Origin of the sequence: Acidovorax sp. ACV01 (assembly GCF_014851495.1) — a bacterium.
GTDB classification, from domain to species: domain Bacteria; phylum Pseudomonadota; class Gammaproteobacteria; order Burkholderiales; family Burkholderiaceae_C; genus Acidovorax; species Acidovorax radicis.
The window spans coordinates 643,084-657,166 of the sequence record NZ_JACUZT010000003.1 but is presented as its reverse complement, the minus strand read 5'-3'; the positions used below and the strand labels follow the sequence as shown (position 1 = coordinate 657,166).

9 protein-coding genes are annotated in these 14,083 nt (G+C 67.1%); all 9 read right to left on the bottom strand.

Annotated features, from left to right (window positions below):
- Nucleotides 1–4 precede the first annotated feature (4 nt).
- A complete protein-coding gene (locus IB243_RS11635) occupies nucleotides 5–796 on the bottom strand; it encodes a DUF1365 domain-containing protein (RefSeq protein ID WP_192427116.1) in 792 nt (263 codons plus the stop codon).
- Entirely contained in the window at nucleotides 793–2,112 is a 1,320-nt protein-coding gene (locus IB243_RS11630) for an NAD(P)/FAD-dependent oxidoreductase (protein WP_192427115.1), read from the bottom strand. The genes IB243_RS11635 and IB243_RS11630 overlap by 4 nt, the downstream gene beginning before the upstream one ends.
- 244 nt (nucleotides 2,113–2,356) lie before the next feature.
- Entirely contained in the window at nucleotides 2,357–2,944 is a 588-nt protein-coding gene (locus IB243_RS11625; RefSeq protein ID WP_057271317.1) for a glutathione peroxidase, read from the bottom strand.
- 299 nt (nucleotides 2,945–3,243) lie between these two features.
- Nucleotides 3,244–4,449 (bottom strand): HD-GYP domain-containing protein, encoded by a 1,206-nt coding sequence (locus tag IB243_RS11620; protein WP_010464583.1) that lies wholly within the window; start codon nucleotides 4,447–4,449, stop codon nucleotides 3,244–3,246.
- Nucleotides 4,450–4,588: 139 nt separating this feature from the next.
- Nucleotides 4,589–7,699: an efflux RND transporter permease subunit gene (locus IB243_RS11615; protein WP_192427114.1), complete on the bottom strand. Its 3,111-nt coding sequence runs from the start codon at nucleotides 7,697–7,699 to the stop codon at nucleotides 4,589–4,591.
- A 12-nt stretch (nucleotides 7,700–7,711) separates the two neighbouring features.
- Nucleotides 7,712–8,926: an efflux RND transporter periplasmic adaptor subunit gene (locus tag IB243_RS11610; RefSeq protein ID WP_192427113.1), complete on the bottom strand. Its 1,215-nt coding sequence runs from the start codon at nucleotides 8,924–8,926 to the stop codon at nucleotides 7,712–7,714.
- A gap of 189 nt (nucleotides 8,927–9,115) precedes the next feature.
- On the bottom strand, nucleotides 9,116–10,501 hold the full coding sequence (locus IB243_RS11605) for an efflux transporter outer membrane subunit (protein ID WP_192427112.1): 1,386 nt from the start codon (nucleotides 10,499–10,501) through the stop codon (nucleotides 9,116–9,118).
- Entirely contained in the window at nucleotides 10,498–11,223 is a 726-nt protein-coding gene (locus IB243_RS11600) for a TetR/AcrR family transcriptional regulator (protein WP_192427111.1), read from the bottom strand. The genes IB243_RS11605 and IB243_RS11600 overlap by 4 nt, the downstream gene beginning before the upstream one ends.
- A 105-nt stretch (nucleotides 11,224–11,328) precedes the next feature.
- The gene (gene glnE, locus IB243_RS11595) at nucleotides 11,329–14,076 is read right to left on the bottom strand and encodes a bifunctional [glutamate--ammonia ligase]-adenylyl-L-tyrosine phosphorylase/[glutamate--ammonia-ligase] adenylyltransferase (protein ID WP_192427110.1); all 2,748 of its coding nucleotides are present in this window, start codon (nucleotides 14,074–14,076) and stop codon (nucleotides 11,329–11,331) included.
- Nucleotides 14,077–14,083: the final 7 nt, after the last annotated feature.

The following is a 14,083-nucleotide window of genomic DNA, read 5'->3' as shown; positions in this document are numbered from 1 at the left end:
GAATTCAGCGGGTCACGATGGAGGCAGGCGCCTCGGGCTTGCGGTGGAAACGCACACGCTTGAGCCACAGCCGCAGCGCATGCCAGTGGATGCGGGCAATGATGGCCAGCGTCATGGCGGGGTAGCCCCAGAGCGCCTGGCGCAAGGTCTGGGGTGTGACGGCCTGCAGGGTGCCGCTCACGCTGGTCTGGATGAGCGGGCCGGTGTAGTCGTCGTGGTCGATGCGCACCACGGTGCGGCCCGCGTCCTGTACCCCGGCCTCGGTGCGCATGAAGCGAAAGCGGTAGCCGCCGCCCACCTCGCAGAACGGCGACACATGGAACACCTTGCGCGCCTGCTGCTCCACGCCGTACCGCGGGGCATCCAGCAGGTAACAGTGGCGCTCGCCAAAGGTGTTGTTCACCTCCACCACGATGGCGCGCAGGCTGCCGTCGGCACGGTGGCAGTACCAGAAGCTCACGGGTTTGAAGGTGTAGCCCAGCACCCGCGGGTAACAGTGCAGCCAAACCTCGCCCGTGGCGTCGATGACGCCTTCGGTGCGCAGCAGCTCGTCCAACCACGCCAGCGCCCCGCCTTGCGCGGCGCTGCGGCCGTCGCCGTGGTCCACATCATGAAAGCTGATGGCGCCGCGCCGGTTCACGGCCAGTTCGCTGCCCAGGCCGGGCAGGTTGCGCATGGGCAGCATCAGAAAAAACGTCGGGTAGGCAAACGCATGCCGCCGGGGCCGCAGCCGCGTGTGGCGCACCTGGCCGAAGCCGATGAGGGGCGCCGCGGGTGGGGCCGGGGCGTGGCTCACGCAGCCTCCGCCAAAGGCGCTGGCAGGGCCGCCCGCAGTTGCTCGGCCACGGCCAGACCGGATTTGAGGCCATCCTCGTGAAAGCCATAGCCCGTCCAGGCGCCGCAGAACCAGGTGTGCTGCTGCCCCTGCAGCTTGCCCACCTGCTGCTGCGCGCGGATGGCGGCCATGTCGAACACCGGGTGCGCGTACTCGTAGCTGCCGATCACGTGTTCGGGTGCAATGTCGCGCACCGGGTTGAGCGACACCACCACGGGCTGGGCAAAGGGCACGGGCTGCAACTGGTTGATGAGGTAGTGCAGGCACACGCGGGCCGACTCGCGGCTGCGCTGCTGGGCGCGCTCGTAGTTCCACGCAGCCCAGGCGGCGCGGCGCGCGGGCAGCACCGAGATGTCGGTGTGCAGTACGGCGCGGTTGGCCTGGTAGCGAATGGCGCCGAGCACGGCGCGCTCCTGGGTGGTGGGCTGGGCCAGCAGCGCAAGCGACTGGTCCGAATGGGTGGCCAGCACCACCTTGTCAAAGTGTTCGGTGTGGCCTGCCGTCACCACGCGCACACCGGCGGCATCACGCTCGATGCGGCGCACGGGGGTGTTCAGGCGCTTGTCGGCGATGCCCGCCACGATCTTGTCCACGTAGTGGCGCGCACCACCGGACACCGTCCACCACTGCGGGCGGTTGCTCACCTGGATGAGCCCATGGTTGTGACAGAACCGGATCATGGTGGCCACGGGGAACTTGAGCATCTGGTCGGTGGGGCAGCTCCAGATGCAGCCCAGCATGGGCAAGAAATACCAGTCGCGGAACGCGTCGCCAAAGCGGTGCTCGCGCAAGAAATCGCCCAGCGGCTGCATCAGCGCGGCCTCGGCCTGCTTTTCGGCGATGCGCGTGCACAGCTTGTTGAAGCGCAGCAGGTCGCGCAGCATGCCCAGGAAGCGCGGATTGACCAGGTTGGAACGCTGGGCAAACACGGTGCTGAGGTTGGTGCCGCTCCATTCCAGCGCGCGGCCACCACCAGGGCCACCCAGGGCACTCGGCACCTGCACCGAGAACGACATGTCGGACTTCGCAGTCTCGACGCCCAGCTCGGCCAGCAGACGGATCAGGTGGGGGTAGGTGCGCTCGTTGAACACCAGGAAGCCGGTGTCCACGCCATGCGTGACGGGCGTGCCCGACGCGTCGGGCAACGTCACGTCCACCGTATGGGTGTGGCCGCCAAAGTAGTCGCTGGCTTCAAACAGCGTGATGTCCGCCTGGCCGCGCAGCTGGTGCGCGACCGCCAGCCCGGAGATGCCGGAACCGATGATGGCGATTTTCATGGCCGGCTCCCTCTGGCCGGTACATGGAATAAAAAGGTTGCGAAGCTTCCCGAAACGAATAAGAGAGGGAGGGAGGAGAAGCGCTCCAGGAGGTCAGTCGGAACCCGGGGGCCCGAAAGGCTTCGCAACACTAAAACTGTACGTCGCGCAATCGTCTTGCGCAATAGATAGAGTGGGGTTGCGCTGGCGAAGTTCCAGAGCATGCCCTGGTTTTTTTTAAAGAAACGTAAAGAAAGCATTGCAATTACCTCGTAGCGGCAACAGCAAGTTGCTGTTCGATGGCGCGCACGAGGCCCTTGTTGTCAGGGGCAGTGAGGCTGGAGTAGTTGTCCACCAGCTTGCCGTCGCGGCCCAGCAGGTATTTGTGGAAGTTCCAGCGCGGCGCCGTGCCGGACAGTTGTGCCAGCTGGCGAAACAGCGGCGAGGCTTCTGCCCCTTTGACGCTGCTCTTTGCAAACATGGGAAATTTCACGCCAAAAGTGTTTTCGCAGAAATCTGCGATCTGCTGGTTGCTGCCGGTCTCCTGCGAAAAGTCGTTGGACGGAAAGCCCAGCACGACCAGCCCCTTGTCCTTGTAGCGGGCATACAGCTCTTCCAGCCCTTTGTACTGGCCGGTGAAGCCACAAAAACTCGCGGTATTGACCACCAGCACCACCCGGCCAGCGTACTGGCACAGCGACTGGGGTTTTTCATCCTGCAGCCTGGCAAACGTGTGCTGCAGCGTGGCCGGACAGCTTTCGGCATCCGCCGCGTGGGCCAAGGGCACATGGCCGACCGTTGCCAAGAGGAAAAGGCTGGCGACCGAAAGAAGGCGTCTGAAAGAGGTGTTCATAGGGCTTGGGGCGCAGTGGTATGGGCAATTTAACCATTCCATCATTTTTTGTCCACATGAGTTTTTATTTGGACTGATTGGTATACGAATGCCCGCACCCAATGGATTCAAAGCTCTGCGGCTTCAATGGTTATTGCCGGCGCAGGCGAAGGCAGGGCGGCACGGGCCGTACAGGCGCTACCGTCGCGGCAGGGGATGGGGGAAAGAAAGACGGGCAGAAGCTGCTCGTGGATGGCGCCGGGCGTCAAGCCCGTCCACCCGTTGCAGGCGGAGTGCCGCGCCTGCGGCTCAGAGACGGTTCAGCCCAGGTTGAGCAAACGGTCCAGCGAGAGCTTGACCCGCACGTCCTTGAAAGCCACCACACCCGTGACTTTCCAGGGGGGCATGCCGGTGTCGCGGGGAATGGGCTCCCCTGTCGGCATGCCGTCGCGGTTGGTCACCACCGCCACCTTGGGCGTGGTGGCCGTCGTACCCCGGCGGATGACGACACCCACCTCCTGGCTGGCCAACCGCACAAAGGCCCCTGGCGGATACACGCCCAGCGTCTTGACGAGCGCGGCACCGGCCTCGTCCACCTGGTGCTCTTCATCGTAGTAGCTCGCCTGCATGGCCGCCGTGACCGGCATGGGCCAGCGGGCCGCGCGGGGTGCCATCCGCGCACCAAATATGTCGGCGCGCTGCAAAAGGCGGGCCATTTGCTGGGGTTCCGTCTTTTTGGCCAGCGGGCCAGGGGTGCGGTGGTGGTGGCAGCGCACCGCCTCCAGCCACACAGGGTCGGCCACGCCGAGCGTGCGCAGCAACGCCTCGGAACGCTCCGCATGGCTCTCCACCGCGGCAATCTGCACAGCCGTGAGCGGATGGGTCTGCTGGGCCAGTTGGTCCTGCAGCTCGGTCATGGCAATGTTCATGGAGAGCGCCGCGTGGCCCAACTGCTGTACGCGGGCTTCGGGCCAGCGCAGCATTTCGCGCGCCACCACCATGCACACGCAGCACACCAGCATCGAATGCGTGGCGCTGTACATGCGGGTTTCCTGCACCGACAGGTAGATCAGGGCCAGCAGCGTGGCGTCGGGAGTTTGCTCGCAGTGGCGGGCGAGCTCGTCGTGCAGCATCTGGAAGCGCCCGCCAAAATCATGGGGCGAGGGCGCGCGCAGCAATTGTGTGGCACGCAGCTGCAGCTCGGGCCAGTCAGGCAGGGTCTTGCCACCGCGTCCCCGCCCACCCGCGTCGTCGGCCGCCGTCATCTTCATCGCCGCAATTTCACCCAGATTGGTGTCTGCGATCAGCATGCGCTGCAACTGCGCCAGGTAGGCCCGGTGGCTGTCGCCGGACTCATCGGTATCCACGCACAGTTGCCGGCCCCGGCCTACCATCTTGGCCAGCTCTTCCCGGGTGCGGATGACATACCCCTTTTGCGCCAGCAACACGCCATCGGCACCCCGCAGCACAAAAGGCAGCGGATGGCCGAGCTGGATGGATTCGATGTTCAGGCTGACGAGGTTCATGGTGCTCGTTACATTATCTAACGGCCACACGCTTGGCTAAGCCGGGGCAACCCTGGGGATTGCCCGCTTTTTCAGACGAATAGGGGAGCCCGGGCGCAGCGGATGCCGCTTTCTCTGCCACGCTGGCTCCCCGTCCTCGTCATCCCGCTGGCGGCGGTGTCCCAGGCAACTCGGCCGCCGGAGCATGGTGCGCCCCACGCAGCCGCCGCAGAGTACGGCCGAACCACTGCCCCAGGTCGTCCACCCCGGTGAACACGGCCGGGATGACCAGCAGGCTCAGCAGTGTCGAGGTGATCAGGCCACCGATCACGGCCACCGCCATCGGCGAGCGGAAGCTCGCGTCCGCAGCGCCGATGCCCAGCGCAATGGGCAGCATGCCTGCGCCCATGGCCAGCGTGGTCATGATGATGGGGCGCGCACGCTTGTGGCAGGCGTCGATCAGCGCCTCAAAGCGCGTCATGCCGTGCTCGCGCCGCGCGAGGATGGCGTACTCGACCAGCAGGATGGAGTTCTTGGTGGCGATGCCCATGAGCATGATCAGCCCGATGAGCGAGGGCATCGAGAAGCTCTTTTGCGCGATCAAGAGGCCCACGAACGCCCCGCCCAGCGACAGCGGCAGCGCCGCCAGGATGGTCACCGGGTGCAGGAAGTCCTTGAACAGCAGCACCAGCACGATGTAGATGCACAGCACGCCGGTGAGCATGGCCAGGCCAAAGCTGGCGAACAGCTCGCCCATCATCTCGGCGTCGCCGATGGTGATCTGGCGCACACCGGGCGGCAGGTTCTTGATGGAGGGCAGCGCCTCCACGGCCTTGGTCACGTCGCCCAGTGGCTGGCCCGACAGCTCGATCTCGAAGTTCACGTTGCGCGCGCGGTCGTAGCGGTCCACCACGGCCGGGCCGCCGCTGAACTCCAGCGTGGCCACCTGGCCGAGCATCACCGGGCCCTTGCTCCCCGGCACGGCCAGGCGCTCGAGCAGCGACAGGTCCTGGCGCGCGTCGTCCCGCAGCTTGACCACGATGGGCACCTGGCGGGATGCCAGGTTGAGCTTGGGCAGCGACACGTCGTAGTCGCCCACGGTGGCGATGCGCAGGGTCTCAGCGATGGCGCTGCTGGTCACGCCCAGGTCGGCGGCACGCGCGAAGTCGGGGCGCACCGCGATCTCGGAGCGCACCAGGCTGGCCGTGGACGAGATGCTGCCCAGGCCGGGAATGGTGCGCAGGTCCTTCTCGACCGCCAGGGCCGCCGTGGTCAGCGCCTGCGGGTCATCGCCCGAGAGCACCAGCACGTACTTCTCGCCCGAGCCGCCCAGGCCCACCTTGCTGCGCACGCCGGGCAGGGTCTCCAGCGCGGCGCGGATGTGGTTTTCGATGCCCTGCTTGCGCGGCCGGTCGCCGCGCTCGGCCAGCAGGATGGTGAGCGTGGCCTTGCGCGTCTCGGCCCCGGCGCCGCCCATGAAGGGGTCGGCCCCCGCCGAGCCGCCGCCGATGGTGGTGTAGACGCTTTTGACATGCTCGACCTTGGCGATGCGCTCGCGCGCGTCTTCGGACACGGCGCGGGTCTGCGCCAGCGTGGCGCCGGGCGGCAGCTCCAGGTAGACCTGGGTCTGCGAGTTGTCGTCGGGCGGGATGAAGCCCGTGGGCAGCAGCGGGATCAGCGCCAGCGAGCCGATGAAGAACGCGCCGGTGGCGATGAAGGTGATCCAGCGGTGTTTGACGCACCATGCCGCCCAGCGCAGGTACACCGTCATCCAGCGCGGGTCCTTGTGGTCATCCACGATGGGTTTGAGGATGTAAGCAGCCATCATGGGCGTGAGCACGCGCGCCACCACCAGGCTGGCAAACACCGCGAGCGACGCCGTCCAGCCGAACTGCTTGAAAAACTTGCCCGCAATGCCGCTCATGAACGCGGTGGGCAGGAACACCGCGATCAGCGTGAAAGTGGTGGCCACCACGGCCAGGCCAATTTCGTCGGCCGCTTCCATGGCCGCCTGGTAAGGCGTCTTCCCCATGCGCAGGTGGCGCACGATGTTCTCGACCTCCACGATGGCGTCGTCCACCAGGATGCCCACCACCAGCGACATCGCCAGCAGCGTGATCACGTTGATGGAAAAGCCCAGCAGGTGCATGCCGATGAACGCCGGGATCACCGACAGGGGCAGCGCCACGGCCGACACGAACGTGGCACGCCAGTCGCGCAAAAAGAGCCATACCACCAGCACGGCCAGCAGGGCGCCTTCATACAGCAGGTGCATGGAGCCGTCGTATTCCTCCTGCACCGGCTGCACGAAATTGAAGGCCTCGGTGATTTCCAGATCCGGGTGCTGCGCACGCATCTCCTTGAGCGCCGCCTGCACGGCACCGCCCACCTCGATCTCGCTCGCACCCTTGCTGCGCGCCACCTCGAAGCCCACCACGGGCTTGCCGTTGAGCAGGGCCAGCGCGCGCGGCTCGGCAATCGTGTCCGACACCGTGGCCACTTGATCGAGCCGCACATGGCGGCCGTCCGACAGCGACAGCGTGAGGTTGGCCAGCTCCTGCGCCGACTGCACCGTGGCCAGCGTGCGCACGGGCTGTTCGCTCCCGCCCAGGTCGGTGCGACCGCCCGCGCTCTCGGTCTGCACCAGGCGCAGCTGGCGCGACACGTCGGCCGCCGAGGCGTTGAGGGCCTGCAGTTTGACCGGGTCCAGCGACACATGCACCTGCCGGTCCACGCCGCCCACGCGGTTGACCGCGCCCACACCCCGCACCGTGAGCAACTTCTTGGCCACGGCGTCGTCCACAAACCAGGACAACGCCTCGTTGTCCATGCGGTTCGAGGCGATCGTGAAGGCCAGCACAGGCTGCGCAGCCAGGTCCATCTTGGTCACGATGGGGTCGCGCACGTCGCCCGGCAGATCGCCGCGCACGCGTGCCACGGCGGAGCGCACGTCATCCAGCGCCTCCTGCGTGGGTTTTTCGAGCCGGAACTCGGCCGTGATGGTGGCGCCGCCGTCCTGCACCTTGGTGTAGATGTGCTTCAAGTCCTGCAGCGTGGCGATGCTGTTCTCGATCTTGCGCGCCACATCGTTTTCAAGCTGCGCGGGCGATGCGCCCGGCAGCGCCACGGTCACGGAGATCGTGGGCAGGTCGATGTCCGGGAAGTTCTGCACCTTCATGGCGTTGAAGGACAGCAGGCCGCCGAAGGTCAGCAGCACAAACAGCATCAAGGCCGGTATTGGGTTCTTGATGGACCAGGTGGATACATTCATGTGGAATGCTCCTCAATTGATAGCCAAAAAGGATTTATCAACAAGCGCTAGAGCCATTTTTTGCTTGAAATCTGGCGCCTCGGACGTGCTGCTGGGCGCTGAAGCTGGCACCGGCGTGTTCGCCACCCGCACCAGATCGCCGTCGTTCAAGAAGCCCGCGCCACGCACCGCCACCGAAGCGTTGGCGTCCAGGCCCGACAGCACCTCCACCCGGTCGGCCACGCGCCGGCCGGTCTGCACCTTGCGCTGCTGCACGCGCTGCTCAGCGCCCACCACAAACACGTACGAGAAACCATCGCGCACCACCAGCGCCTCTTGCGGCACGGTAAGCGCCTCGCTGGCACCCAACGCAAAGTCACCCCGCGCGAACATGCCCGCACGGAAATCACTGTTGAGTGGCAGATCGACATACACCAGCACATTGCGCGTCTGCGGGTCCACCGTAGGTGCCACCATGCGCACCGTGCCTTCGGCCGTGGCGCCGCTGGCCGCCGTCACGCTGACCTTGGCGCCCGGCGCAATGCGGCGCAGCTCGGTGGACGTGACTTCGGCGCGCCATTCGAGGCGCCCTTTGCGCACCATGCGAAAGAGCTCGGTGCCTGCACCCACCACCGCGCCCACGGTGGCTGTGCGGGCCGAGATCACGCCGCTGTCGGGCGCCAGCACCTGCGTGTACTTCAGGCGCAACTGCTGTGCGTTCAGCGTGGCCTTGGCGGCCTCCACCCGGGCCTGGGCGGTTTTCTCGGCCGTGGTGTACTGCTGGATCTGCTGCTGGCTCAAGGCGCCCGTGGCCTGCAGCGAGCGGGCCCGATCGGCATTGGCGGCGGCTTCGGCCGCATTGGCCTGGGCTTCGAGCAGGCTGGCGCGCATCTGCGCCACGTCGGCCTGCACCGTTTCGGCCGAGAAGGTGGCGAGCACCTGGCCGGCCTTGACCACGTCACCCACATTCACCCGCACATCGGTCAGGCGCAGTCCATTGCTTTCGGCGCCGATGCTGGCTTCCTGCCAGGCAGCGACGTTGCCGTTGGCCGCCAGGCGCAAAGGCACCGACGTCCGCTGGGGCTGCGCCGTGCTCACCGTGAGCGCGGGGCGGGGCTGGCCCGCCTTGGGCTCGTCGGCGGCGCGCGATGCGCTGGAGAAAACCAGGGCGCCGCCGGTGGCCAGCACGCAGGCAGCAATCACGGCGAAGGCCGTCGGAGAGAACTTGAAGGAAGAGAAATTTTGCATTTGCTTTCGTCCTGAAGAATTCATATCAACTTTCCACGGCGCTACGCGCCACTCGCACGGGATGAAACTGGCGCGGCGCAGGCCAGTGCCCCCGCGCAAGGGCCGCCCCGCCGCGCCGGGGGCGTCCCCCTCCCGACTCGCGCAGCGAGTCGAGAGAGGGGGAAGGCGCGAAGCGACTCAGGGGGTGTTTCACTCTTTCCATCCACCGCCCGCAGCGCGGTACAGCGAAACCCAGGCGGCCTGGCGTTCGTGCTGCAGCGCGATCAGCGCGTTCTCGGCCGCCAGGGAGGTGCGGCGCGCGTCTTCCAGCTCCACCAGGCTGGCGAGGCCGCCGCGCCAGCGCGCTTCGGTAGCGTCGAACGACGCGCGGTAGCCGGCTGCAGCCACACGCGCGCTGGTATTGCGCTCGGCCGTGCTCTGCAACCGCACCAGCGCCTGCTCGACCTCGCTCACGGCCTGGCGCACCTTGGCGCGGTAGAGCGCAGCGGCCTCGTCGTAGCGCGCCTGGGCCGCATCCACCTGCGCGCCGCGCCGGCCGCCGTCGAACAGCGGCACACTCAACGCCAGCGGACCGATGGTCCAGGTGTTCAGGTCGGTCGTCACACCACCGCTGCGCACCCAGGCCGTGCCCACCGAGCCGCTGAGCGACAGGCGTGGGTAACGCTGGGCCTGTGCACTGCCCACTTCGGCGCTGGCAGCGGCGACTTCGCGCTCGGCGTTATACACATCGGGGCGCTGGGCCAGCACTTGGGCAGGCAGGGCGGCAATGGTGAACAGGGCGTCGGGCGCGGCGGATGCCGGTGTGGACAGGCGTGCGCGCAACGCAGGCTCTTCCCACCCTGTCAGCGCCACCATGGTCTTGACTTCGACATCGCACTGCATGCGCTGCTGCGATGCGCGCGCCTGCGCTTCGGCGGCGCTGGCGCGCGCCAGGGCTGCGGTGGCGGGCGCCGTGAAACCGGCGCGTTCGCTGAGGTCGGACAGCCGCGAGGTTTCTCCGCGCGACAGCGCATCGCGCTCGGCCACACGCAGCTGCTCCAGGCAGGTGCGCAGGCTGCTCGTCTGCTGCGCCACCTCGGCGGCCACACTCACGCGGGCCTCATGCCACAGCGCCTGGGCGCCCGCCAGGCGCTGGTCGGCCGCCGTCTTGGTGGCCCGGTTGGCGCCGAAGAGGTCGATCTCCCAGCTCGCCTGCAGCCCGGCCTGCGCGGTGGTGGCGATGCCCGCGAGCTGCTCGTTGAAACCCCGGCTGGCGCTGGCCTGTGCATCGAGCGACGGCAGCAGCGCGGCACGGCTGGCCACTTGCGTGGCACGCGCCTGCGCAATGCGGGACTGGGCCTGCGCCACGCCGGGGCTGATGGCTTGCGCGGCATCGATGAGCTCGACGAGCAGCGGGTCGCCCAGCTGCGTCCACCACCGGGTCAGATCCCCCAGCGAACCCTGGTGCGGCAAGGGCGCCTGCCACGCCACAGGCGGCGTTGTGGGCACCTGGGCGGGGGGCGCCGTGACGGCACAGGCGCCCAGGGCCAGGGGCAGGCAGGCGGCCCAGAAGAATCGGGTCTTGCTCAAAGTCATGCGTTGGATTCCTTGTGCGAATTCCGTGAAGTGCGGCGCGAGGGCTGTTGTGCAGCCTGCCGCCGGGCGATCTCACCCTGCACCATGCTCAGGGCGTAACCCGTCAGCCGGTCCACCCACGCATCCACAGCCCCAGACCCCGCCAGCTGCGGTGCAATAGCCTGCAGCGGGTCGCGCTGGGTCCACATCTGCATGACCAGCCCGGCCAGTGAGAAGGCGAGGCGGTGCATGTCGTCGTCCGCTGCGGCCACGCCCATGTGGCGGCACAGCACCTGGACCAGCGCCAGATGGGGGGCCCGGCACTCGCGCTCAATGAGCTCGGGCCACACATGGGTCGGGTCCAGCAGCTCGCGCACATGCAGGCGCAGCGACTGGGTCACGAGGTCATCGTGCTTGAGCGGCTCCAGAAACCCACCGAAGTAGGAGGCCAGCGCCTGCTGCAGGGTCAGCGCAGGGTCAGCAAACACCGGGATGAGATCGCTGCCGCTGCCAAAAGGCTCGTAGAACGTGGCCGTGTAGAGGCGTGCCTTGTCGCCAAAGTGGTAGGCGATCGCCGCCACGTTGGTGCCTGCAGCTTCCGCAATGGCACGCACCGAGGTCTGCGCAAAGCCCCGCTCGGAAAACAGCTGCAGTGCGGCGTGCAGCAAACGCACACGCGTATCCTCGCCATCACTGCGGGCGGTGCGCTGGGCTGCGGGAATGAAATGGGCGCCAAAACTCATGGCACCGGATTAAACACCAGAATTCAAACAGTTGTTTGAATTAGCGAAGCAATGCCGAAAAATCAGCCCGCAAAAATGCAACGAAACGTCACGCCCGGATGCAGATCAAACGAATACGGACCTCCACAAGGCCAGCACCGCATCGCGCTCGGCCTGCAGGGCCGGGGGCGTGACCTGGGTGGGCGCCTCATCCAGGCGCGCCACGTGCTGCACGCGCCGCAGCTCGCGGTAGGCATCGGCGGCGGCCACGCCCACACCCTGTGGCAACAGCCCCACCTGCTCGGCGCGCTGCAGCAGCGCGATGTTGCCCACATTGCCCACCAGCTCCGGGTGGTTCGCTGACTCCGAGAGCACCAGGTATTGCACGGCAAACTCCGCATCGACCATGCCGCCCGGGCTGTGTTTCACATCGAACTGCCCGGCGCGCGTAGGGTGCGCTGCGCGCACACGCTCACGCATGGCCACGATCTCCTCGCGCAGGGCGGCCGGATCGCGCTCGGAGGTGATCACGGCCTCGCGCACGGCATCAAAGCGCGCCTGCAAGGCTTCGCTGCCCATCACGAAACGCGCGCGTGTCATGGCCTGGTGTTCCCAGGTCCAGGCCGTGTTGCTGCCCCGGCGTTGCTGGTAGTTGGCATAGGCCTCAAAGCTCGTGACCAGCAGGCCCGAACTGCCATTGGGCCGCAGCGCAGTGTCGATCTCGTACAGGTCGCCCTCGCCCGTCTTCACGGTGAGCCAGTTGATGAGCTTGCGCACAAAAGCCGCGTAGACCTCGGGGGCGCGCTCATCGTCGTCGTCGAACACAAAGACGATGTCCAGGTCGCTGCCGTAGCCCAGCTCCTTGCCGCCCAGCTTGCCGTAGCCAATGATGGCGAACTGTGGGCTCTCGCGGTGGCGCGTCTTGAGCCGGCTCCAGCACCACTGGGCCGTGATGCGCAGCACGCTGTCGGCCAGGGCGGACAGGTCATCCGCCACCTGCTCGACGGTGATGCGCCGCTCCACGTCGCGCGCGAGGGTGCGGAAGGTTTCCGCGTGCTGGGCGCGGCGCAGCAGATTGAGCAAGGTTTCATCATCGTCCTCGCCCGTGGACTGCAGCGACGCGAGCCGCACGGCCAGTTCGCGCTCAAAGTCCGCCACCACAAAGCGCTCGGCGAGCAGCGAATCTCCCACCAGTTCATCGATGACACCGGGGTGCTGCAGCAGGTAGCGGGCGGGCCATTTGGCCGCACCCAGCAGGTGCAGCAATTGCTCGTGCACAGAGGGGCGCTCCAGCAGCAGTGCCAGATAGCTCTCGCGGCGCAGCAGCGGCTCCAGCCAGTTGGCCAGGCGCAGGGTGGCCTCTTCGGTGACACGGCCTTCCTTAAGCCACTGCGCGGTGCGTTGCACCAACCGGAACAGGCGGGCGCGGGCTTCGTCGCGCAGCCCCGCCACGCGCGGGTGGTTGCGCCATTCGGCCACGCGTTCGCGGAATCCGGGCGGCAACAGCTCCAGCAGGGTGTCGAATTCCGGGGGCGCGGCAGCCACAGCGCGCGGGCCGCCACAGCCTCCGCCATTGCACTGCTTTTTGCCAGCTCCGCCCAGCAGCGTGTCGAATTCCTGGGCTACCAATTCGCGGTGCGCGTCCAGCTCGTGCAGAAAGGCGCAGCAGTCGGGATAGCCCAGGGTGTAGGCGATCCAGGCGAGGTCGTCGTCGCGCGTGGGCAGCACGTGGGTCTGCTGGTCGTCCAGGTACTGGATGCGGTGCTCCACCCGGCGCAAGAAGACATAGGCGCACGCAAGGGCATCTGCCGTTTCCTGCGGCATGAGGCCTGCCTGGGCCAGGCGCGTGAGCGCGTCCAGCGTGGGCCGGCGACGCAGCTCGGGGAACTGACCGCCCCGCACCACCTGCAGCAGCTGCACCGTGAACTCGATCTCGCGAATGCCGCCGCGCGATAGCTTGACGTCGTTGGCGCGCTCGGGGTGGCCCGCGCTGCGCTTGGCGGCATGGTCCCGGATCTGGCGGTGCAGGGAACGCAGCGCATCAAACACGCTGTAGTCCAGATAGCGGCGGAACACAAAGGGCAGCACGACGCCCCGCAGTGCCTGCACCTCGGGGCTGGCAATGCAATCACGCGGTGCCACCACCCGGCTCTTGAGCCAGGCAAAACGTTCCCACTCGCGGCCATGCAGCTGCAGATATTCCTCCAGCGCCGACAACGAGACGGAAGGCGGGCCAGAGTTGCCATTGGGGCGCAGCGCCAGGTCCACACGGAACACAAATCCGTGCTCGGTGGTGTCCCCCACCAGGCTGTAAATGGATTTGACCGCCCGCGCGAAGTATTCGTGGTTGGAAATGCGACCGCGGCCATCGGCTGTGCCGGCAGTCTCGCCATCGTGTTCATACACGTAGATCAGATCGATGTCGCTGGAGACATTGAGCTCACGCGCACCCAGCTTGCCCATGCCAATGATCCACAGCTGCACGGGCTGGCCATCAGGCCCGCGCGGCGCGCCGTGGCGTTCGTCCAGCTCCTGCCGCGCCTGGCGGCTGGCGCGGTCCAGCGCCAGCTCGGCCAGTTCGGTGACGGCGCGGGTGATGTCGGCGAGCGGCGCCTGCGCGTCGCAGTCCATCTGGATGAGCCGTTCCATGACAAGCTGGCGCAGCACACGCAAGGCCGTACCCGTGTCGCAACCGCGCGTGCGCAGCGCGTCATAGGCCTGTTCCATGGTGGCCATCACGGGAGCCCCGGGCGGCAACAGGGCCAGATCGCCGGCATAGCGACGGTGCAGGCGCTGGTAGAAACGCGAATGCTCCGCCAGCGGGCCCTCGGGCCGGGGCTGGTGACAACGGGGATCAGCGGGGGACGAAGACATGGCAGAC

What these genes read in the sequence shown, in the direction of transcription:
- IB243_RS11630 (WP_192427115.1), bottom strand. Translation starts at nt 2,112, where the DNA reads ATGAAAATCGCCATCATCGGTTCCGGCATCTCCGGGCTGGCGGTCGCG.
- IB243_RS11625 (WP_057271317.1), bottom strand. Translation starts at nt 2,944, where the DNA reads ATGAACACCTCTTTCAGACGCCTTCTTTCGGTCGCCAGCCTTTTCCTC.
- IB243_RS11620 (WP_010464583.1), bottom strand. Translation starts at nt 4,449, where the DNA reads ATGAACCTCGTCAGCCTGAACATCGAATCCATCCAGCTCGGCCATCCG.
- IB243_RS11615 (WP_192427114.1), bottom strand. Translation starts at nt 7,699, where the DNA reads ATGAATGTATCCACCTGGTCCATCAAGAACCCAATACCGGCCTTGATG.
- IB243_RS11610 (WP_192427113.1), bottom strand. Translation starts at nt 8,926, where the DNA reads ATGCAAAATTTCTCTTCCTTCAAGTTCTCTCCGACGGCCTTCGCCGTG.
- IB243_RS11605 (WP_192427112.1), bottom strand. Translation starts at nt 10,501, where the DNA reads ATGACTTTGAGCAAGACCCGATTCTTCTGGGCCGCCTGCCTGCCCCTG.
- IB243_RS11600 (WP_192427111.1), bottom strand. Translation starts at nt 11,223, where the DNA reads ATGAGTTTTGGCGCCCATTTCATTCCCGCAGCCCAGCGCACCGCCCGC.
- glnE (WP_192427110.1), bottom strand. Translation starts at nt 14,076, where the DNA reads ATGTCTTCGTCCCCCGCTGATCCCCGTTGTCACCAGCCCCGGCCCGAG.